The organism is uncultured Flavonifractor sp., assembly GCF_944387675.1.
In the GTDB taxonomy this organism is placed as follows: Bacteria; Bacillota; Clostridia; order Oscillospirales; family Oscillospiraceae; genus Flavonifractor.
In genome coordinates this window covers 1-19,836 of record NZ_CALXFV010000035.1, presented here as the reverse complement: position 1 = coordinate 19,836, position 19,836 = coordinate 1, and the positions used below count along the sequence as shown (strand labels likewise).

The following is a 19,836-nucleotide window of genomic DNA, read 5'->3' as shown; positions in this document are numbered from 1 at the left end:
GTGGTCATTCCTTCCGACTATATGATCTCCCGTATGATCGAGGAGGATATGCTGGAGCCGCTGAACTTTGACAATATCCCGAATTTTGAGGACATTGACCCCTCCCTAAAGAACCCGGACTACGACCCGGACAACCTGTACAGCGTCCCCTACATGTGGGGCCTGCTGGGTGTCATCTACAACACCACCATGGTGGAGGAGACCCCCACCAGCTGGGGCGTCATGTTTGATGAGACCTACTCCGGCGATATTCTCATGTTCAACAACTCTCGGGACGCCATCGGCGTGGCCCTGAAGTACCTGGGCTATTCCTACAACACCACCGACGAGGCGGAGATCACCGCCGCGGTGGACCTGCTCATTGAGCAGAAGCCCCTGGTACAGTCCTACGTGATGGACGATATCTTTGAGAAGATGCAGGGCGGCTCCGCCGCCATCGGCGCCTACTACTACGGCGACTTCCTCACCATGCAGGAGGTCAATCCCGACCTAGCCTTCTGCCTGCCGGAGGAGGGAACCAACCTGTACGTGGACGCCATGTGCATTCCCAAGAACGCGGAGAACAAGGAGAATGCCGAGGCCTTCATCAATTACATGTGCTCCACCGCCGCCGGGCTGAAGAACTGCGAGGAGATCTGGTACTCCACCCCCCTGCTCTCCGTCCGGGAGGAGCTGGACGAGGAGACCGCCTCCGACCCCTACGCCTATCCCGACGACACCATCCTGGCCCAGTGTGAGAGCTTCAAGAACCTGCCCGCCGACACCCTGGCCCTGTATGACAGCGAGTGGACCCGGCTGATGCTGGCCTCCAACTGAGCAACGGAAAAAATGCGCCGCGGAGCTGTTCCGCGGCGTATTTTTTTGCTATTCTATGTAACGAAACAGCCGCTGGAAAAACCAATGGACAGAGAGGAGGGAGAGCGCCATGGCCTGGAATGGGGAGGATATCTATCAGCAGCACGCCGAAGGAGTCTACCGCTATCTGTTCGCCCTGTGCCGGGAGGCGGACACAGCGGAGGAGCTGACCCAGGAGACCTTCTATCAAGCTCTGAAAAGTCTGCCCTCCTTCCGGGGGGACTGCGCTCCCCAGACCTGGCTGTGCGCCATTGCCAAGCGGCTGTGGTACCGGGAGCTCTCCCGCCGGGGCCGGACGGTACCCATGGACGGCGAGGCTCTGGCCCAGCTCCCCGCCCCCGACGACCCGGCCCTGGAGGCGGAGGAGAGGGATGACAAGCTGCTGCTCTACCGGGCCATGCAGAAGCTGGACGGGGAGACCCGGGAGGTTATCTATCTCCGCCTGGCGGGGGACTTCTCCTTTCGGGAGATCGGCGCCATCCTGGGCCATACCGAGGTGTGGGCCAGGGTGCGGTTCTACCGGGGGAAAGAACGGCTCGCCGAGCTGATGGGAGGGAACGGACATGAAGGAACATGAGCTGGACTGCTGCGTGGTGCGGGATTTGCTGCCGTCCTACATCGAGGAACTGACGGAGCCGGAGACCGCCGCCCAGGTGAGGGCTCATCTGGAGGGCTGCTCCCCCTGCCGGGAGGTAGAGGCGGCAATGCGGGCCGGGCTTACGGTGGAGCGTGCTCCCAAGCCGTCCCTCAACTTCCTCAAGCGGGTGAAGCGCACCCGGCTCATTGCCGCCATCCTCACAGTCATCCTGGCCCTGTGGTGCATCTGGTGGCTGTACGACGCCCAGGCCTACCACTACCCCAACACGGAGGCCGGGCGGCTGGAGGCGGTGGAGGACTATGTCCCCAGCGCCCCGGACTCCACCATCCAACATGTGGTGGAGGGAGACCCCCTGCGGGTGCTGGGCTGGGTGGAGGAGGGCAAGGACCTCTATGTGGCCTACGCCGCCGACAACGCCGACAACGTCCACGGCATCCTCCGTCTGGAGCGGGGGCTCAACGGCAAGTACTGGCCGGTTAACACCTCAGAGAGTCCCTTTCCCTACACCGCCGGTATCGACGCCCAATCCATCGGTGCCGGGAACGGGGACGGCCGGCTGTTCTTCCTGATGGGGGACGGCTGCCGGGACATCTACTCCGCCAAGGTAACTTACGGCGTGTCCCTGGAGGGTTCGGACCGCTTCCAAGATTATGCAGCTACCTATCAGATCACAGAGCCCGACTTCCTGTGGCGGATGGACTTTGCCAGGCTGGAGGAGGAGCTGGGCATTCCGGCGGGGACTATGATGAGCATATTTGTAGAGGAGATCACCCTGTACGACAAGGACGGCCGGGACGTAACAGCGGAGTATGAGGACCCCGCGGTGGAGCAGTCCTGGGGCGGCGGTAAGAGCACGGCGGAGCGCTTCCTGCTCTATGTCTATATCGCCATCGTCATTGGTCTGGCGGTGGTATTCGTCCGCTACTTCCTGCGGAGAGATTAAACAAGCGGCCCCCGAAGCAAACGCTTCGGGGGCCGCTGCTCAGTCCTCAAAAATCATGGTGGCGAAGTAGTCCTCCGGGGTCTCCGCCCGGCGAATCAGCTTGGCGCTGCCGTCGCTCCGGAGGAGGACCTCCGCCGAGCGCAGCCGGCCGTTGTAGTTGTAGCCCATGGAGAAGCCGTGGGCGCCGGTGTCGTGGATGACCAGCAAATCCCCCAGCTCCACCTCCGGCAGCATCCGGTCAATGGCAAACTTGTCGTTGTTCTCGCACAGGCCGCCGGTGACGTCGTATTTGTGGTCGCAGGGGGCCTCCTCCTTACCCATGACGGTGATATGGTGATAGGCCCCGTACATAGCCGGACGCATCAGGTTGGCGGCACAGGCGTCCACCCCCACATATTCCTTATAGGTGTGCTTGAAGTGGAGTACCTTTGTCACCAGGCAGCCGTTGGGGGCCAGAAGGAACCGGCCCAGTTCGGTAAAGATGGCCACATCCCCCATGCCGGCAGGCACCAGAATCTCTTCAAACCGCCTGCGCACCCCGTCCCCAATCACCGCGATGTCGTTGCCCCGCTGGTCCGGCCTGTAGGGGATGCCCACTCCGCCGGACAGATTGATGAAGCAGATATCACAGCCGGTCTCCCGCTCCAGCTCCACCGCCAGGCGGAACAGAATGCCCGCCAAGGTGGGGTAGTAGTCGTTGGACAGGGTGTTGGAGGCCAGGAAGGCGTGGAGGCCGAACCGCTTTGCCCCCAGCTCCTTCAGCCTGCGGAAGCCGGCAAAGAGCTGGTCCCGGGTAAAGCCGTACTTGGAATCGCCGGGGTTGTCCATCACCTGGAATCCCTCCGCCGAGGCCCCCAGCGTAAAGAGGCCGCCGGGGTTGAAGCGGCAGGAGATGGTCTCGGGAATACCGCCGATGGTGTCCCTCAGAAAGTCGATGTGGGTGAAGTCGTCCAGATTGATGACCGCCCCCAGCTCATGGGCCAGCACAAACTCCTCCGCCGGGGTGTCGTTGGAGGAGAACATGATCTCACTTCCGGAAAAGCCGCACCGCCGGGCCAGCATCAGCTCAGTGAGGGAGGAGCAGTCCGCCCCGCACCCCTCCTCCCGCAGAATTTTTAAAATGGCGGGGTTGGGAGTGGCCTTCACTGCAAAATATTCCTTGAAGCCGGGGTTCCAGGCAAAGGCGGCCTTCAGCCGCCGGGCGGTCTCCCGGATCCCCCGCTCGTCATACAGGTGAAACGGGGTGGGAACCTGCCGGACCAGCTTTTCCAGCTGTTCCCGGGTCACAAAGGGTCGTTTCATGGGATCACCTTCTCCTCTTTTGCGTTTTACTATAATAAAGTCAGCGGCCTTTGTCAATGCGCAGAACCGCAGGCTCTGGGCAAATTTTGCCACAGTTCTTGAGAAATATCCCCAAATTGCAAGCAGCTGATTCTTTCCTCTTGCCAAGCGGTCTTCCCTCTGGTATAATATTTGAAATTTGAGCGCAGGCAGGAGGTGTGCCGCTATGAGTATCACGGGGACAAAGCTTCCGGCGGCATTTCCTTTTTTGATGACAGGCGATTGTTTTTTCATTTGAAAAAACAGTTGCTTTTTTTCTGCCTGCGGGAAAAGAGAGGAGCACATTATGAACGAAAACAAAACCCCGGGCGCTGAGCCCATCCGGGACGCCCGGGTGCTGGGCCTGCCCAAGATGCTGATCCTGGGCTTGCAGCACATGTTCGCCATGTTCGGGGCCACCGTACTGGTTCCCATCCTGGTCCAGGGATACGGCCTGCCCCTGTCCATCCAGACCACCCTGTTCTTCGCCGGTATCGGCACCTTGTTTTTCCACGTCTGTACCAAGCTGAAGGTTCCCGCCTTTCTGGGGTCCTCCTTCGCCTATCTGGGGGGCTTTGAGGCCATGGCCAAGCTGGATGCGGGCAAGTACGCCGGTATGGATGCCGCGGTCAAGCTGCAATACGCCTGCGGCGGCATCGTGGTGGCCGGCCTGCTGTATGTGATCCTGGCCGCCGTCATCAAGGCGGTGGGCGTGAAAAAGGTCATGCGTTTCCTGCCCCCGGTGGTCACCGGCCCCATCATCATCCTCATTGGCCTGAACCTGGCGCCCTCCGCCGTGTCCAACGCCGCCACCTGCTGGTGGCTGGCCCTGGTGGCCATGGCCATTATCGTGGTGGCCAATATCTGGGGCAAAGGCATGGTGAAGATCATTCCCATCCTGCTGGGGGTGGTGGGTTCCTATGTGGTGGCCCTCATCGCCAACGCCATGGGCGCCACCGCCCTGGACGCCGCCGGCAATGTGGTCCCCCTCATCGATTTCTCCGGGGTGGCGGCCTCCGCCCCGGTGGGACTCCAGCCCTTCTTCCTGGCCAAATTCGACCTGACCTCCATCTTCGTCATGGCTCCCATCGCCATTGCCGCCATGATGGAGCACATCGGCGACATGTCCGCCATCTCCGCCACCGTGGGCTCCAACTTCATTGAGAACCCCGGCCTTCACCGCACCCTTATCGGAGACGGCATCGCCACCTCCATGGCCGGTCTGTTCGGCGGCCCCGCCAACACCACCTACGGGGAAAATACCGGCGTACTGGTACTCTCCCGAGTATATGACCCCAAGGTGGTCCGGCTGGCCGCCGTCTACGCGGTGATTCTGTCCTTCTCCCCCGCTTTCGCCGCCATTGTCAACTCCATCCCCACCGCCATCATCGGCGGGGTATCCTTCATCCTCTACGGCATGATCTCCGCCATCGGCGTGCGCAACGTAGTGGAGAATCGGGTGGACTTCACCAACTCCCGCAACCTCATCATCGCCGCCATCATCCTGGTGTGCGGCCTGGGCTTCTCCGGCGGCATCCCCTTCACCATCGGGGGCCTCCACGTCACCTTGACGAACCTGGCTATCGCCGCCATCGCCGGCATCGCCCTTAACGCCATCCTCCCCGGCAAGGATTATGAGTTCGGCGCCGACGTCACCGAGGGGCGCTCCGGTGATTTCGGCCGGTATTGAGCCCCATGTAACCTCTTGTTGCGGAAGTAACGGCCTTTTGCAGCAGCGTTATCCCCGGACCTCTGATACGATAGAGCCAGGCCATCAGAAGGTGCGCTTATGAACCTGCCCGAAAGGCCTTCCGCTTTTTCAAGTAATAGACAAGTCTGCCGCGGCCTGTGCCGCGGCAGCTTCTGTTTCAGTCTGATCCTATTGTTTTTTCTAAAACTGGGTATTTAAATAAGGTCAGTTACCAGCTATAATGGCCCCATCAAGAGAAGAACGGAAGTGGTTTCCATGAACAAGAAGCCGTGGATGACCGTGCTGCGGCTGGCCGTGCTGGCCATGATGACCGCTCTGGTATTTGTCAGCAACTATCTGCGGGTCACCATTCCCATCAACATCGGCGGCAACACCTCCTTTACCCTGGCCAACATCATGTGCTGCCTGTCCGGGCTGCTGCTGGGTCCTATCGGCGGTCTGGCCTCCGGTCTGGGCTCCATGCTGTTCGACCTTACCGATCCCCGGTTTGTCTCGGAGTTCTGGATTACCTTCCTCACCAAGGGGGCCATGGGCCTGGGAGCGGGGCTGGTGATGCTCTCCGCTCAGAAGCGCAGCGAGGCGGGCTACGCCCGCTGCCTCATCGGCGCCATTCTGGGCTGCGTGATCTACTATACTCTCTACTTCACCAAGAGCTACTATTACAACGCCCTGCTGGTAGAGGGGCTCCAGCCGGGTCCGGCCCTGGTCACCCTGGGCGCCAAGGTACCCGCCTCCCTGTTCAACGGCATTGTGGCCATCGCCGCCGCACCGCCCCTGTGCCTGGCCATCCGGCAGGCGCTGAAACGCGCCCACCTGGCTCTGGAGTAAACCGTAAAAAAGGACGGACGCCGCGGCGTCCGTCCTTTTTTACGGCTGTTCTCCTCAGAGCTGGGCGGCCTTTTCTTTTAAAAACTGCCGGAGCCACGCGGCAGTGGCCTTATGCTCCAGGGCGAAATCAATGGTGGCCTCCAAAAAGCCGCAGATGTTGCCGGTATCGTACCGCTGGCCCTCAAAGTCCACCGCCACCATCCGGCTGCGTTTGCACAAATCCCGCAGGCCGTCGGTGAGCTGAATCTCTCCGCCGTAGCCCGGCTTCACATTCTCCAGAACATCGAAAATTTCCGGCGTGAGCACATAGCGGCCCAGGATGGCATAGTTGGAGAGCATCTGCTGAGGGGTAGGCTTCTCGTTCATATCGGACACGTCGAACACCCGCTCCTCCAGAGGAGATACCTTGACCGAGGAATAGCGGGCAATGGCCTGGGTGGAGACCTGCTGCACCCCCACGGCGGAGGCGCCGTACTTCTCCGCTCCCTCAATCAGCTGGAGGGTCACCGGTTTTTCGGCCCGCATGATGTCGTCGCCCAGCAGCACTGCAAAGGGCTCGTCCCCCACAAAGCGCTTGGCCCGGTAGATGGCGTGGCCCAAACCCTTGGTCTCCTTCTGCCGGACATAGAAGATGTTGGCCAGATCGGCGGCCCGGCGGACCTCCACCAGCTCCCGCTCCTTGCCGGACTGGAGCAGGCGGGTCTCCAGCTCGGGGTAGTAGTCAAAATAGTCGTCCATGGCGGACTTGGCCCGGTTGGTGACGATGAGGATATCCTCGATGCCGGAGGCCACCGCCTCCTCGATGATATACTGCACCACCGGCTTGTCCACCATGGGCAGCATCTCCTTGGGCACAGTCTTGGTGGCGGGCAGCATGCGGGTGCCCAGGCCAGCGGCGGGAATTACAGCCTTACGGACTTTCATCATGTATCCTCCTTGTCATGGTCCGGGCGGACCGCCTCAGAACCGGGCCAGGCGGCGCTCCGGAATCATCTGTCTGAAGTAACGGACCTTGGGCATGGCCAGCAGCAGGATGGTGCCCAAGACATAGCAGGCCACCGCCTCCCCCACCACAAAGGTCCACAGGTTCAGGACGTAGGCCGCCCAGAAGGCATCGTTGAGGGCACCTGCCTGCGCCCAGGCCCACATGGGGGGGAGCAGCAGGGCATTCATCACAATGGGGGGCAGGGCAGCCAAATACCAGCGGGGCATTTTCATGCTCAGATAGGCGGCAATGGCGGTAGCCAGGGTGCCGACAATCATATCAATGGGACCGTAGGGGGAGAGAATGTTGGTGAGCAGACAGCCCAGCGCCAGGCCGGGAGCAGTGGCAGGAAAGAGAAAGGGCAGAACCGTGAGTGCCTCTCCCAGACGAACCTGCACCGGTCCGAAGGTGAGCTGAAAGATGTTGCCGAAATAGCACAGGACGAAGTAAATTGCCGCCACCATGGCAGCCAGGGTCAGATCTCTGGTGGTAAATTTGCGCATGATACTTTGATTCCTCCATTTTGGTATTTAGAGAACCGCGGGCGGCCGCCGGAGCCGAAGCCGCGGAACGAACACGGCACAGCCGTGCTTGGACCGGGTGTGGAGACCAGTCAGAGGTATTATACCACGTTTTGTCCGGGAAGTAAAGCGGCCCCGGCGGGAGATCCGCCGGGGCCGCTGGGTTATTGTACGGTATAGGTCAGGGCGGCGCGCTGGGGTACCAGGCCCTCCTGGCTGAGGCAGAATACCTTCACCGTGCAGCCGGATGTCAGCTCCGCCGGCTCCTGGAAGGGGATGTACACGGGCTGGCTTTCGGAGGCGGAGGCCAGGCCCAGGGTGAGCAGCCTGCCCGCCCCATCGTAGGCGGCCGCCAGAAAATCCGTCCCGGCCGGGGCGGCGTCCCCAATCCAGAGCAGGTACACCCCCGAGGCGTCGGCGGTGAGGATGCGGCTGCACTGTCCGGCCAGGCTGGGATAGCCGCCGTTGACCGCCCCATCCAGCTGCCAGGGCAGCAGGCCCTCCTGACCGGCCAGATTGGCGTTGAGGGTGCTGACAAACTCCTCCGTCTTCATGCTGGACACATAGGTGCAGCTTTGGCTGTTTTTGTCCACATAGCTGGCGTCCGCATTGGAATAGCAGTTGGTAAAGGTTTTCTGGATGTTGTACTGGGAGCCGCCATACAGCCGTCCAAATATCTCATATTGCTTGCTGTTGTAATCGCTGTCCGCCATCGTGGGGAAGCCCGTAACGTAGCAGTTTTCCAAAACGAGGGCAGCGTCGCTGTACATGATATAGCCCACCATGCCGCCGGCGTATTTGGGGGTGCTGCCCGTCAGCTTGGTGAACAGCAGCTCTCCCGTATTGGCGCAGTTGCGGATGGTCACCGTACCGTCCTGGAACTCGCCCAGGATACCGCCCAGGCTGCGTGTACTTCTGAGGTAGACCCTGCCGCTGTTGACGCTGTTGGTAATGGTGACTTTGACGTTCTCCCCCTGGCCAATGGCGCCCGCGATACCGCCGGCGCTCCCCGAGGAGCAGTTGCCGTTTACTCCGCCCAGGTTTATGCAGCAGTCCAGCTTGACCTGCTTGTCTTCATTTTCAGAACTTCCCCCTACCAGACCCGCGATGCCGCCGGTGTTGTAAACTTTGGTCGTGCTTACCGTGCCGCAGTTGACCGCCTGGGAGATGGTGCTGCCGCTGTTCAGCCTGCCCGCAATGCCGCCGGCTCCGTATCCGCCGGTCTGGCTGATGTCGGCATAGTTGTACACCCGCTCCAGGGTGCAGTTTGTGGCTGCGGCTGCGATGCCGCCGGTGCTGCTGGTGCCGTCCAGCGCCACATAGTTGCGGCAGTCCGTAATCCGGGAATTTATCGCCCGACAGACCAGGCCGCCCAGCATCCCCGACGAGTGCTGGGTTTTCACCGAGCCTGTGACCGTGCAGTTGGACAGGGTGCCGTCCTGGAGCAGGCCCACCAGGCCGCCCACCCCATCGGTGTTGGTCGTCAGATCAATATTCTCCAGGTGCAGGTTCCGAATGGCGCCGCCCCCCGTCACCTCGCTGAACAGGCCCACCGTGCCATAGCCGGACAGGTTCAGGAGGGTCAGGTTCCGGAGGGCGTGGCCGTTGCCGTCCAGCACGCCGGAGAAGCTGGACACCATCAGGGCGGAGTTGGGCGTCATCTGGGAAAAGTCCAAATCCGCCGTCAGCTCATACCAGGCGGAGCGGTAGCCAATGTGGTTCTGATACCCCACCCGGTAGGCGAACAAAATCCACTCCTGGATGGTGGAAATCTGGTAGGGGTCCTCCTCCGTGCCCGTGCCGCCGGCAAACTCGGGCAGGCCCACCGGCTGGGTCAGGGCCGACTCGATTTCGTTTTCCGAGCCGGAAACAGAGATGCGCACGTAAATGCCCTTTCCTACCGCGCTTCCGCCCACCAGATAGGAATCTTTGGTGGACTCCGCCCAGGAGCTGCCCCCGACGCACCACTCATACTTGAGCTTGGCGGTGTCCACGGGGCCTTTGGTGGACTCCAGCCCGGACGCATCCACATGGAGCACGTCCCCCAGCTTGGGGGCGTCGTTGTCAATTTTCACCGTGCCCAGCAGCAGCAACCGGTCCTCCACCGGCAAGGTCCGCTCAGAATAGGCCGTCCCCACGCAGCCGGAGGCCGTCACCTGGACGCTGTACCGGCAGCTCTTGCTGCCCGTGGGCAGCTGATAGGTGGTACCCACGGCGCCGTCAATGGCCCTGTTGTCCTTCATCCACTGGATGGAGAGCGTCCCCAGCGCCTGCGTTCCCTGGTCGGTGGTCAGCCCGGACAGGTCGGCATACAGGGTATTGCCCACGTTGGGGGCAACACCCTCCTGGGAGAAGGTCAGGTTCACAATCTCCGGCCGGCCCTGAAGCACAGGCTGCCCGGCGGTCCCGTCCGGCTCCCGGCTGAGGACGGGATAGGGGCTGCCCGCCTCCATCCGCCAGGGGGCATCCGCCCCGTCAAAGCTCCAGCCGGCGGCGGCATAGGTGGTTTGCTGCCCGGCCTCCCCGGCGGTGACGGTGCCGGTGGCGGTATCGGTAATCCCGCCGGGCACAGGGGCCAGCACCCAAACATCGTTGATAAAGCCGCCGGGGTTACACACCGTCCAGGCATTCCCCCGGACGGCGGAAATCTCCCCTGTCAGCACGAAGCAGTCCTGCATCGTATCCCCCACGGTGCCCCAGCCCAGCAGGCCGCCGGCATAGCCCGCCCCGTCGTTGGGATTCTCCGCGGTCACCGCCCCGGACACATAGCACCGCTCCACTGTACAGATATAGTCGTTGCAGCCGATGAGGCCGCCGGCGTAGGCCCCCGTCCGGTCCTCCAGCGCCAGCACATCCCCGCTGTTATAGCAGTCGGTGATCGTAAACAGCGCCTGGCTGTTCCTCCCCACCAGGCCGCCGGCATAGGCATAGTTGGTCATATAGCTGTCCAGGTCGCCGTCGTTGCGCTCCTTTGCCGTAACCGGTCCCCGGTTGCCGCTGCTGCGAATCTGAGCCGTACAGTTCTGTACCGCTCCAATCAGGCCGCCGGAGCAGACGTTTGCCGACCTCTCCTCATCAACAATGGCGTTCTGCACCGCCCCCAGGTTGACACAGTTTTCCAGCAGAATATGGGGCTGGCTGTCGCCCACGTCTCCCTGCTCCGCCAGGCCCAGGATACCGCCCAGATTGGCGCTGTACCGCCCGGTGGTGGTAAGGGTGGCCCGGTTATAGCAGCTGCGGATGGTATTGGTCTCACCCCGGTTTCCATACGCCTGGCCCACCAGACCCCCCGCGCTGAAAGTGCCGGTGCCGGACGAGGTCACTTCGGCATAAATGGAGCCTTCCCCATAGCAGTTTTCAATCACGCTCTGCCCGGTGATGCTGCCCGCGATGAGCCCCGCGTAGGCGGGATAGATGTTCTGCAGCTCAATCTTCCCCTGCTCCACGCCCAGGTTTTTGATGGTGCCGCCGCTGACGCGGCCAAACAGGCCGGAGTAGGGATGGCTGGACTGTTTGGGACGGGACACCGTCAGGTTGCGTATCACATGGCCCTGGCCGTCCAGCACGCCGCTGAAGGGGGTGCTGGTGCCGATGGGCCCCCAGCTGTCATATCCGGACAGGTCAATGTCCTGGGTGAGCACATAATACCCGTCCAGGTCGCTGTTGATTTGCGCCAGCTCCTCCGCCGTGGAAATCTCCTTGTAGCCCGGCTCGGGGGCGGCAATCTCCTCCAAAAAGCGGGAGGCGTCCCCCGTCGCCCGGGCCGGGGCGCCCGCCCCGGTCAGCAGGGCAACCAGAGACGCCGCCAGCAGCACAGCCCGCATTCGTTTCATGGTCCCACTCCTTTCTCTCAGGTGCCTTCCTCACTGAACCAGCGGCAGGGCCACCGGCCGCAGGTTGGTGGAGCGCAGGAGGAACACCCGGATTTCCGCCCCCTCCTGCTCCAGGGGCAGGGGCACGGAGGTCACTCCGTTTTCCAGATCCGTCTGCACCGCGGCCGTGGACAGCAGCTTGCCGCTCTCGTCGTAGCTGGCGGCGCACACCAGAAGTTTCTCACCCGCCATGCGGCTGTACACCCGGGCCGCGCCGTTGGTGTAGGAGAGAATCTGATAGTTTTCCGTAAGCCAGGCGAAATAGGGCAGACCGCCGTTCTGGTTCTCTGCCATGGCCCAGGTTCCGTCAAAGTCCCAGGACAGATAGCTCTCATACCACGCCTGATTCTTCACACTGTTCTCATAGGTCCGGGCGGTATAGGAAGGATAGGAAATCGTAGTATATCCCTCCGACTTGATACCCTCCAGATAATAGCTTCTGTGGGACGACTCGGTGCGGACGTCGGTCCCCAGCAGGTTGGCCTTGAAGGGGCCGGAGCTGCCGGTGCCGAACACATAGTCGTAATAGACCCCGATGCTGGGAGAGCACACCAGGCAGTTCCTGACGTACAGCTGGGCGGAGTTTTCCATCACGCGGCCCACGATGCCACCGGCATAGCCGGTGCCGTAGGTCCGGGCAAGCACCTTGCCGGCGTTGTAGCAGTTGGCAATTTGGTACTCCCGTCCGCTCTCCCCCAGAGTGTACATACCCACAATACCGCCGCACGCCATCTCATAATGGGCCTGGGTGCAGGAGCTGACGCCCACATCCCCCAGATTGTAGCAGTCGGAAAGGGAGGAGTCGCTGAAGCCGGCAATGCCGCCCAGATAGGCGGTGCGCCCGCAGTAGGACCCGGGGGACATCCACACGGCGGCGGTGTTGTAGCACTGCCGGAATACCACCCGGGTACTCAGGTAGCCCGCCACGCCCCCCACAAAGGCGGCGGACTGGGCGGCGGAGGGGGTGAGGCTCCCCTCATTGAAGCAGCGCTCCACCACGTAGGGGTCGGGCAGATAGGTGTCAATCATGCCGGCCACACCCCCCATGTACAGCTTGTCGGACTGGAGGGTGGAGGAGCCGGCGCCTCCGGACAGGGAGGCTATGTTGAAGCAATCGCTCACATCCGCATCCAGCTCTCCCGCCAGGCCGCCCAGGTAGAGGTTGCCGGAGGAGAGCTGGGCGGTGATGCTGCCGGTGACATAGCAGTTGCGCAGCTCGGCGGTGGAGCCCACGTTGCCCCCCATCTGCCCGGCGATGCCGCCCACGTAGCAGGAGCCGTTCACATCACCGGAAATCCGAATGGACACCTGCTCCAGCCCCAGGTTCTTGATGACGCCCGTGGCGCTCACCCGGCCGAAGAGGCCCCCATAGGCCAGCAAATCGTCATAGGCCAGCAAATCGTCAATGGTCAGGTGGGAAATCACATGGCCCTGGCCGTCAAAGGTACCGGTAAAGGGGGCGGCGTAGGTGCCGATAGGGGTCCAGCCGGCATAGCCGGACAAATCCAGATCGGCGGCCAGCACATAGGAGCCGTTCAGGGGATAGGCGGGGTCCGTGCCGATGGCTGCCAGCTGCTCCGGAGTGGAGATGGAAATGGCCGCCGGATCAGGTGCGCCGGTCTCCGCCAGGAAGGCGCCGCCGCTCCCCATGCCGGGCAGATCCTTCTCAAACTGGGCGGTGACCGTCACATCCCCCTCCGGCATGGAGAAGGAGAGGGTGGGCGATTTGACGTCGGTCAAGTTGACTCCCTCCGCCGTCCAGCCGGCGAAGATCCACCCCTCCTTGGCCTGGGCGGCGAGGGTGATGGTGTCTCCCACCTCATAAGCATCGGCGGGGGAACCCAGCACTACCCCCTGCCGGGCGTCCGCCTCCACGGTGAGGAAATGCACCGGCCCGTCATAGCTCACCAGAGCCAGGGGGGTGCCGTCCTGCTTCTGCACCGGACTGTTTAAATCAAATTCACACTCTTTCCAGTCTCCAAAATACTCCGGGACCCCCCGCTGCCCGGAGTCGTTGTTCCCCCGGACATACACCAGCCCGTCCTGGCGCAGGGCCACAGCATGGGTGGTACCCTTTGCAACCTCCGCGATATGATCGATGGCAATCTGGGTGGGCCTCATCAAAATAGAGGAACTGGTGCCGCCAGAGGATAGGGCCAGCAGCATGTCATAGCCCCACGCCCAGAGGGTCCCATCCTCGTGGAGGACGACAGGACTGCTGCCCCATCCGGTCGCTACATAACGGGGGGCGCTATCGTGATAGCTGGTGAGCTTTCTGGGGGTGGTAATGGGACTCTGCGTGCTGCCGATTCCCACCTGGTTGGAGTCGTTCCGGCCCCAGGCGTAAAGACCCGGCTCCGGTCCGGCGATCATGGCAAAGATGGTCCCCTCACTCACCCGGATATCGGTGAGGTACCGGCTCTCCTGGAAGGTAATCTCCCGGGGATATCTGCTGTTGAACTTTTCCTCGGTAAGATACCAGCCATAGACGTTATCCCCCCAGCCGTACAATCTGGCGGGGTCCTCCTCCGTACCCGAGCCGGCCAGGAACAGGCAGAAGTTCCGCTGATCGGAACAGGTAACGGTATGCACACCTGTGCCGTCCAGTGTCTCCACATGACAGGGGTCATTTTTGGGCCGCGTGCTGCCGTAAAGGATGTCGCCCCAGGCCCACACCGTGCCGTCCCCCATAATTACCACAGAATACTGATGGCCGGTGGCAAAGTCCGTGACCCCGGACCGATTGGGCAGATTGACCTGCTCGGGCGTCAGCACGTCGTCCCCCATGCGGCCCACGCCCAACTCACCTATGGCGTTGTCGCCCCAGGCCCACAGGGTGCCGTCCGCCTTCAGGGCCATGACGCTGTCGCCGCCGGCGTCAATGTCCACCACGCCCTCCAGCACCGGCACAGCCTCGTACCGGTTGGTGGTGGTGCCGTCCCCCAGCTGGCCGGACTCATTGCTGCCCCAGGTCCACACCGTGCCGTGCTCGTCCAGGGCCACGGAAAAATAATTTCCCGCCGCCACCTTGGGGGTTGCCGTCGGGGCGGGTTCCTCCGCGAATGCAACCGGCAGCTGCGGCAGCAGTACCGCACAGAGCAGAAACCAGGAAAGAAACCGTTTCATTCTCCTCACCTCACGAGTGTATTCTTGGCTTCATTTTACCATTTCTTTCCCCATTCCACAATACAATGAAACAGGAGCATCCTGTTTGCCAAAAAGATCAAAGCGCTGGAACCGCAGGCTCTGCGGTCCCAGTGCCGGATTTCTTCTCAGGATGGAAAGGGCTGTTCCACCAGCGCTCCGCCGCAGTAGCGGGCGGCGATCTGCCGGTCATCCCCATCGTAAAGGAACTGCTCCAGCCGCTCCGCCGGAGTGCGCTCCAGCAGGCTGTCCGTTGGATCGGGAACAAGCACCAGCGCGTCAAAGTCAAACCCCGGCTCAAAGCAGCCCACCCTGCCGAAAAAGGACCCGCTCCCCCGGGTGGCCAGGTAGAAGGCCTCCCACAGGCTCAGGGACCGCTCCTCCGGGCGGCTGAGCCAGTTGAGCTTGGACAGGCCCACGGCGGCGGCCACACTGCGGTTCATGGCGGCGGTGTGGCCGCCGGCCACATCGCTGGCCACGCAGCAGCGCAGCCCCTCCTCCAACGCACCGCGCAGGGGCATCACTCCGCTGGAGAGATTGATGTTGGACAGGGGACAGTGGGCCAGCATCACACCCCGCCGGCACAAAAGGTCCTTCTCCTCCGGGGAAAGATAGATGGCGTGGGCCATGATGGTCTTGTCCCGCCGCAGCAGGCCATAGGTCTCGTATACCTGGGTGTAGGTGGGAATGTCCGGGTGGAGCTGGTGTACCCAGTCCACCTCGCTGGGGTTTTCCGCCAGGTGGGACTGAACCGGCAGATCATACTTCTCCCCCAGCAGGCCCAGTCCCTCCATCAGCTTTTCCGTGGTGGAGGGGACAAACCGGGGGGTGAGGATGAAGCCCACGCGCTTCAGCTCTGCCCGGCTGCGGCAGATCAGCTCCTCGGTGTCCGCCAGGGAGGCGCCGGTATCCTCCCGCAGGGCTTCGGGGGCGTTGCGGTCCATGTTCACCTTGCCCACCAGCCCCCGCAGGCCGGAGCGCTCGGTCAGCTCCATCAGCTCCCAGGCCGCCTGCTTGTGGATGGTGGCAAAGGCGGAAAACCGCAGGGTACCTGCCGCCCACAACCGGTTGAGAAACGCCTTCCACACCGCCCGGGCAAACTCCATGTCCCGATAGCGGGCCTCCACCGGAAAGGTGTAGGTGTCCAGCCAGTCCAGCAGCCGGGCGTCGTAGCCAATGCCGCGGTTGATCAGCTGGGGGGCGTGAATGTGCAGGTCGTTGAAGCCGGGGATGATCACCGCCTCGCCCCAGTCCGTCACCGGCCGGCCGGCATACTCCGGGGGCAGCCGGTCATAAATGCCCACAATCCGCTCCCCTTCCGCGACCAGGAAGGCCCGCTCCCGCACCTCCAGCCTGCCCAGCTCCGGCGCCCAAATGAAATTACCCTTGAGAATCATGCTTTTCCTCCCTGGCCCGGCGCAGCAGCGCCAGGGCCTGCGTAAAGTCGGCTTCCGACCGGATCTCCAACCGGCGCTCTCCCGTCAGACCGGTCTGGTCGGGACAGCAGGCGGTACAGCCCCCCACAATCAGCAGCACGTCCCGGTACTCTCCGGGCCGGACACCGGAAAATTCCGCCCAGGGGCAGGCCGCCTCCAGCCGCCGCACGCCCGCCACCCGGTCAAACCGGGGGTTGCAGCCCCCGCAGTAGCGCACTCCTACCGTCACAGCCTCAGCCACGGCCGGGCGCCTCCCCCCGGAGGATGGCCCGGGCTTGGGCCAGCAGATCTGCGCTCACCTCCTGGATCAGCACCACCTGCTTCACCTCCGGCACCGCCCGGCAGATCTCCTCCTGGATCAGCCGCTCGGTGGTAAGGGTGGCGGAGGGGCAGTTGGAGCACTGCCCCAACAAACGCACCCGGAGGATTCCCTCCGTCAGCTCCGCCACCTCCACCTCACCGCCGTGGCCGTGCAGGTAGGGCCGCACCCGCTCATCCAGTATCCGCTCAATTTGCTCCATCATCGTCCGAACTTCCTTTCCCGGGGCCTATGCCGCCTTTTCCTTCTGATGTTATCCTACCATGCCCGTCCCCCCGGGTCAACGGGGAAGGCGGTCCGGGAACGCAAGGACGGATGGGGTTCGATTTTTCAAAAATCGAACCCCATCCGTCTCACTTGATCTCTCCACAGGCCGGTAACGGGCCTATTTTGCCGGCTCCTGGTTATTGAACGGGCTTGAACATGCCCTTGTCCACTCCGCACAGGGGGCAGGACCAGGAGGCGGGCAGCGCCTCAAAGGAGGTGCCGGGGGCCACGCCGTGGGCGGGGTCGCCCTCGGCAGGGTCGTAGATATAGCCGCACAGGGCGCAGACGAATTTTCCGCCGGCAGTTTTTTCCGCCGGGGCATCCACCGGCACGGTACACAGGGCGGCCACGCTGCGGGCATACTCCGCCATAGCGTCCAGATCCGCCTGGGTGGGGGTGAAGAGCACCCGGAAGGGGGCCTCCGGGGCGGCGTAGCGCAGGCCCTTCAGGAAGGTGTGAAGCATGGGGGCGGCCTCGCCGCTCCAGCCATAGGCGCCGAAGGCGCCGGCGGCTTTCCCCTTCAGGTTGATGGGATCGATCGAGGTGAGCACGTCCCACACCGCCTTGGGGGCCGCCCGGTTGATGGTGGGAGAACCCACCAGCAGCACGTCGGCCTCGTGGGCCAGCTGCACGCACTCGGCATAGGGTACCACGGTGACGTCGGCGGTGGACACGTCATAGCCCTCCCCTTCCAGCGCCTTGGCGGCGGCTTCCGCCAGAGCACCGGTGCAGCCGTAGGCGGAGGCGTACACCACGAAGGCGGTGCGGCGGGTCTTGGGGGTGGGGGTGCTCCAGATGCGGTAGAGTTCCTTGGCCCGGGCAATAGTCGTAGTCAGGCAGGGGCCGTGGCTGGGGCAGACCAGCTCCGCCCCGTCGGGCATTTTGTCCAGGCCCGCCAGCACACTGGGCTTGAAGGGGCCGAAAATGCCGGCATAATAATAGGCAAACTCCCCCTCATAGGCCTTCCGGTCATGGATGTTCACATCCAGCATGGTGGGCTCGCAGAAATGACAGCCCAGGAAATCGCAGGTAAACAGAGTCTTGCCCTTGCTGTCCCAGGTGAACATGGAGTCGGCCCAGTGGAGCATGGGGGCGGGGATAAACTCCAGCACCCGGTCGCCCAGATCCAGCGTGTCCCCCGCAGCCACGGTGCGGCAGGGCAGGTCCAGATTGGTAATGTCCTGCAGGTGCTTCTTCCCCGCCTTGGTGGCAATCACCTCCAGCTTGGGACAGAGCGCCAGCAGCTTGGCCACGCTACCGGAGTGGTCGGGCTCATTGTGGTTCATAATCAGGTAATCCACATCCTCCACCGGGATCACCTGGCGGATGTTGTCCACATACTCCTCAAAATAATCGGTATGTACTGCCTCAATGAGAACATTCTTCTCCCCGGTGAGCAGATAGGCGTTATAAGAAGTGCCGTATTTGGACTCCATCACAATGTCAAACACCCGCAGGGCCGGATTGAGGACACCCACGGACCAGAGGTTTTCCTTCAGCTTGATCGCGCTCATGGCGACTCCACCCTTTCTTTCTCTTGTATTTTATTTCCTAGCAAAACACAGTATATTATTCCAATTCTCCCTTGTCAAGGCCCTTTGCAAAAACTGTATGGTCTGTTTTCCGCCGTCCGCCCGCCTTGACTTTGTCCCGGCCGGGGGCTACAATGAAAAAACACGAAACCACTGCTTTTGAGGTGACCATCCATGCCCATTTATCTCGACAATGCCGCCACCACCCAGGTGTGTCCCCAGGCCGCCCAGGCGGCTTTTCAGGCCATGACCGTGGAGTTCGGCAACCCCTCCTCCGGTTATGCCGCGGGCCAGGCAGCGGCGGCCCAGGTGAAGCACCACCGGGAGACGGTGGCCCGCTGTCTGGGCTGTCTGCCGGAGGAGATAACCTTCACCTCCTGTGGCACCGAGGGGGACAACTGGTCCATCCGGGCGGCGGCGGAGCACGGCAGGCGGGCGGGCAGGCACATCATTACCACCGCCATTGAGCATGCCGCCGTGCTGGAACCGGTGCGGGATCTGGAGCGGCAGGGGTATGAGGTCACCTACCTGAAGCCGGACCGGGCGGGCCGCATCTCTGCCGAGGCGCTGGCCGCCGCCCTGCGGCCGGACACAGTGCTGGTGTCCATGATGCTGGTAAACAACGAACTGGGTACCATCCTGCCGGTGGCCCAGGCCGCCCGGGCCATCCGGGCCGGCGGCGCCCCCGCCCTGCTCCACTGCGACGCGGTGCAGGGGTTTTTAAAGGTCCCCTTCACCCCCAGGGAGCTGGGGGTGGACCTGCTCACCATCAGCGGACACAAAATCCGGGCGCCCAAGGGCATCGGCGCCCAATATATCCGAAAAGGGCTGAAACTCAAGCCTCTGCTGCTGGGGGGCGGGCAGGAGGGCGGCCTGCGTTCCGGCACCGAACCCACCGCCCAGATCGCCGCCCTGGCCGCCGCCTGTGAAGCCTGGAAGCCGGAATACCGGGAGCAGATCCGCGGAGTAAAGGACTACGCGCTGGAAAAGCTGAAAGAGGTACCCGGCCTGGAGGTCATCAGCCCGGGAGACGCCCCCCACATCTGCGCCGTCTCTCTGCCCGGCTATCCCAGTGAAATGCTGGTGCGGGAGCTGTCGGACCGGGGCATCTGCGTCTCCTCCGGCTCGGCCTGCCACAAGGGCAAGCCCAGCCATGTCTTTGCCGCCCTGGGACTTCCCAAGCGCACCCTCATGGGGGTGCTGCGGGTGTCCTTCTCCCCGGAGAGCACCCGGGAGGAGGCAGACGCCCTGGCCCAGGCTCTCTCCGCCATCACACAAAATCGGATCGCAATGAGGTGAGCCCGTGTTCTCCTACCTAAACCGTGGCAGAGCCTTTTATAAGGACGTGGTTCTGCTGGCCCTGCCCATCCTGCTGCAAAACCTGTGTACCACCCTGTTGGGCCTGGTGGACACCTTCATGGTGGGCGCTCTGGGAGAGGCTCCTCTGGCGGCGGTACAGGTGGCCAACAATCCGGTGTTTGTCATCCAGCTGGTGATCTTCGGGC

At 62.7% G+C, this 19,836-nt stretch carries 16 protein-coding genes; 7 read left to right on the top strand and 9 right to left on the bottom strand.

From position 1 onward, the window contains the following. The 3 genes from Q0J74_RS05155 to Q0J74_RS05145 all read left to right on the top strand — a co-directional run. Nucleotides 1–816: ABC transporter substrate-binding protein (locus Q0J74_RS05155; protein ID WP_297211642.1), on the top strand; the 816-nt coding region annotated here is incomplete at its 5' end. A gap of 109 nt (nt 817–925) precedes the next feature. Continuing rightward, nucleotides 926–1,432, top strand: coding sequence for an RNA polymerase sigma factor (locus Q0J74_RS05150; protein WP_297211639.1), 507 nt, complete (start codon nt 926–928; stop codon nt 1,430–1,432). Next, nucleotides 1,419–2,396, top strand: coding sequence for a zf-HC2 domain-containing protein (locus Q0J74_RS05145; RefSeq protein ID WP_297211635.1), 978 nt, complete (start codon nt 1,419–1,421; stop codon nt 2,394–2,396). The genes Q0J74_RS05150 and Q0J74_RS05145 overlap by 14 nt, the downstream gene beginning before the upstream one ends. A 39-nt stretch (nt 2,397–2,435) precedes the next feature. On the opposite strand, the gene Q0J74_RS05140 is transcribed toward Q0J74_RS05145, so the two are convergent. Next, a complete protein-coding gene (locus tag Q0J74_RS05140) occupies nt 2,436–3,698 on the bottom strand; it encodes a diaminopimelate decarboxylase (RefSeq protein WP_297211632.1) in 1,263 nt (420 codons plus the stop codon). Nucleotides 3,699–4,023: 325 nt separating this feature from the next. Here Q0J74_RS05140 and Q0J74_RS05135 point away from each other — a divergent pair, with 325 nt between their 5' ends. Together Q0J74_RS05135 and Q0J74_RS05130 are read left to right on the top strand one after the other, a co-directional pair. Then, nucleotides 4,024–5,406, top strand: coding sequence for a uracil-xanthine permease family protein (locus Q0J74_RS05135; RefSeq protein WP_297211629.1), 1,383 nt, complete (start codon nt 4,024–4,026; stop codon nt 5,404–5,406). A 276-nt stretch (nt 5,407–5,682) separates the two neighbouring features. Further along, on the top strand, nt 5,683–6,255 hold the full coding sequence (locus Q0J74_RS05130; RefSeq protein ID WP_297211627.1) for an ECF transporter S component: 573 nt from the start codon (nt 5,683–5,685) through the stop codon (nt 6,253–6,255). 54 nt (nt 6,256–6,309) lie between these two features. Here the strand turns inward: Q0J74_RS05130 and galU are convergent, their stop codons facing one another. From galU to Q0J74_RS05090, 8 genes are all read right to left on the bottom strand, one after another. Further along, nucleotides 6,310–7,179 (bottom strand): UTP--glucose-1-phosphate uridylyltransferase GalU, encoded by an 870-nt coding sequence (gene galU / locus Q0J74_RS05125; protein ID WP_297211625.1) that lies wholly within the window; start codon nt 7,177–7,179, stop codon nt 6,310–6,312. A 36-nt stretch (nt 7,180–7,215) separates the two neighbouring features. After that, on the bottom strand, nt 7,216–7,743 hold the full coding sequence (locus Q0J74_RS05120; RefSeq protein WP_297211623.1) for a QueT transporter family protein: 528 nt from the start codon (nt 7,741–7,743) through the stop codon (nt 7,216–7,218). A gap of 182 nt (nt 7,744–7,925) precedes the next feature. After that, nucleotides 7,926–11,594, bottom strand: coding sequence for a GLUG motif-containing protein (locus Q0J74_RS05115; RefSeq protein ID WP_297211621.1), 3,669 nt, complete (start codon nt 11,592–11,594; stop codon nt 7,926–7,928). Between the two features lie 30 nt (nt 11,595–11,624). After that, nucleotides 11,625–14,759: an InlB B-repeat-containing protein gene (locus Q0J74_RS05110; RefSeq protein WP_297211618.1), complete on the bottom strand. Its 3,135-nt coding sequence runs from the start codon at nt 14,757–14,759 to the stop codon at nt 11,625–11,627. Nucleotides 14,760–14,905: 146 nt separating this feature from the next. Beyond that, nucleotides 14,906–16,174: an amidohydrolase family protein gene (locus Q0J74_RS05105; protein ID WP_297211615.1), complete on the bottom strand. Its 1,269-nt coding sequence runs from the start codon at nt 16,172–16,174 to the stop codon at nt 14,906–14,908. Then, nucleotides 16,158–16,454 (bottom strand): hypothetical protein, encoded by a 297-nt coding sequence (locus tag Q0J74_RS05100; protein ID WP_297211612.1) that lies wholly within the window; start codon nt 16,452–16,454, stop codon nt 16,158–16,160. The genes Q0J74_RS05105 and Q0J74_RS05100 overlap by 17 nt, the downstream gene beginning before the upstream one ends. Continuing rightward, nucleotides 16,447–16,737 (bottom strand): NifU family protein, encoded by a 291-nt coding sequence (locus Q0J74_RS05095; RefSeq protein ID WP_297211609.1) that lies wholly within the window; start codon nt 16,735–16,737, stop codon nt 16,447–16,449. Before Q0J74_RS05095 ends, Q0J74_RS05100 begins: the two co-directional genes overlap by 8 nt. 199 nt (nt 16,738–16,936) lie before the next feature. Beyond that, nucleotides 16,937–18,313 (bottom strand): rubredoxin, encoded by a 1,377-nt coding sequence (locus Q0J74_RS05090; protein WP_297211606.1) that lies wholly within the window; start codon nt 18,311–18,313, stop codon nt 16,937–16,939. Between the two features lie 192 nt (nt 18,314–18,505). On the opposite strand from Q0J74_RS05090, the gene Q0J74_RS05085 reads away from it, so the two are divergent. Both Q0J74_RS05085 and Q0J74_RS05080 read left to right on the top strand, forming a co-directional pair. Beyond that, nucleotides 18,506–19,630, top strand: a complete 1,125-nt coding sequence (locus Q0J74_RS05085; protein WP_297211604.1) for a cysteine desulfurase family protein — start codon at nt 18,506–18,508, stop codon at nt 19,628–19,630. A gap of 4 nt (nt 19,631–19,634) precedes the next feature. After that, nucleotides 19,635–19,836, top strand: a 202-nt coding sequence (locus tag Q0J74_RS05080; RefSeq protein ID WP_297211601.1) for an MATE family efflux transporter, incomplete at its 3' end; no start/stop codon positions are given.